Source organism: Thiohalocapsa sp. (assembly GCF_019695415.1).
GTDB lineage: Bacteria > Pseudomonadota > Gammaproteobacteria > Chromatiales > Chromatiaceae > Thiohalocapsa.
Map to the genome: position 1 here is coordinate 1 of NZ_JAIFKJ010000633.1, position 1,505 is coordinate 1,505.

At 66.9% G+C, this 1,505-nt stretch carries 2 protein-coding genes; both read left to right on the forward strand.

Annotation, left to right across the window (positions count from 1 at the left end):
- A partial coding sequence (locus I6U14_RS17260) for a cyclopropane-fatty-acyl-phospholipid synthase family protein (RefSeq protein ID WP_296900985.1) occupies nucleotides 1–1,108 on the forward strand: 1,108 nt, incomplete at its 5' end.
- Nucleotides 1,105–1,449, forward strand: a complete 345-nt coding sequence (locus I6U14_RS17265) for a hypothetical protein (RefSeq protein ID WP_296900987.1) — start codon at nucleotides 1,105–1,107, stop codon at nucleotides 1,447–1,449. The genes I6U14_RS17260 and I6U14_RS17265, both read left to right, overlap by 4 nt.
- The last annotated feature ends 56 nt before the right edge of the window (nucleotides 1,450–1,505 follow it).

Genomic DNA, 1,505 nt, shown 5'->3' on the forward strand with positions numbered 1-1,505 from the left:
CCTGCTCTGCGTGAACCGGGGCGCCGTGCGCCTGGCGCTGCTGTTCGTGCAGGTCTGGATGCTGGACGCCGACTTCGCCGGCACATTGGATGTGGACGGGGACTTCAACGCGCTGTTTCGGATCGGCATGGATAGCGGCTACGACCGGCAGCCGAATCCGCTCATCCGGCTGCGGAACCACTGGCATGAGTGGCGCCACTCCAACCGTACCATCGCGCGGGCAAAGGCTAATGCCCGCTTTCACTACGGCCTCGGCACGGATTTCTACCGCCTGTGGCTCGATGATCCGCTGATGATGTACACCTGCGCCTACTGGAAGGAAGGCACCCGGACGCTGGAGGCGGCGCAGCGCAACAAGGTCGAGCACGTTTGCCGCAAGATTCGGCTCCAGCCCGGCGAGACCGTGATCGACATCGGCTGCGGCTTCGGCGGTTTCCTGTTCCATGCGGTGGAGCATCATGCCGCCCGGGCGACCGGTCTCAACACGACGACAGAGCAGGTCGATGCGGTCCGTGACATGGTCCGGGCGCGCCGCCTGACTGACCGGATCTCGTTGCGGGAGGCGGACTTCCGCGAGGTGGACCGCCAGTATGACAAGGTCGTGTCGATCGGTGTCCTGGAGCACGCCGGCCGCGACCAGCTCCGCGAGGTCGTCCAGGCACACGCCGATTTCCTCAAGCCCGGCGGTCTCGGGATGCTCCATTTCATCGGTCACGTCGGCGTCCGGGACACCGAGCTTTATATCCGCGAGTATGTTTTCCCGGGCGGCTGGATCCCGAGCCTCGCCGAGGCGCTGACGGCCATGGAGGCGAGCGGACTGGAGGTCCTGGACGTCGAAAATCTGCGTCGCCACTACGCGCTGACGCTGGACGTCTGGGCCGAGCGCTTCGAGCGGCGCTGGCCGGAGATCAATGCCATCGATCCTCGGCGCTTCGACGAGCGCTTCCGCCGCATCTGGCGCACCTACTTGGTCTCCTGCGCCGAGATGTTCCGCTCGCCGGCCTCGAGTACCTGCCTGTTCCAGGTCTTGTTCTCGAAGGGCAATGTCAGCGCGGACGGCTATCCGATGAGTCGGGGCTTTCTGTACAAGGCAGGGGAAGCGGCGTGAGCAGGGCGGAGTACGCGGCGCGAAAGGAGCGGCTGATCGCGCAGCTGCGGGCCGGCGGCGGCCCCGTGGGCCTGCGCAAACGGACCTCGAACCTGTTCCGGGACCGTGCCCGGACGGGGAAGCGGCGGCTCGACGTGCGTGCCTTCCAGCATGTGCTGGCCGTGGAGCCGGCCGCAGGCGTCGTAGACAGCGAGGGCATGACGACGTACGAGGCCCTGACCGACGCCATCACCGATGGTGACGTCATGCAGGCCGTCGTGCCGCAGCTGACGCCCATCACCATCGGCAGTGCGGCCGCCGGTGTCGGCCTTGTGGCATCTTCGCTCCGCCATGGCCTGTAGCACGAGACGCTGCTGGGGCTGGAGGTGCTCCTTGCAGACGCCCGCGGCGCCCTTTG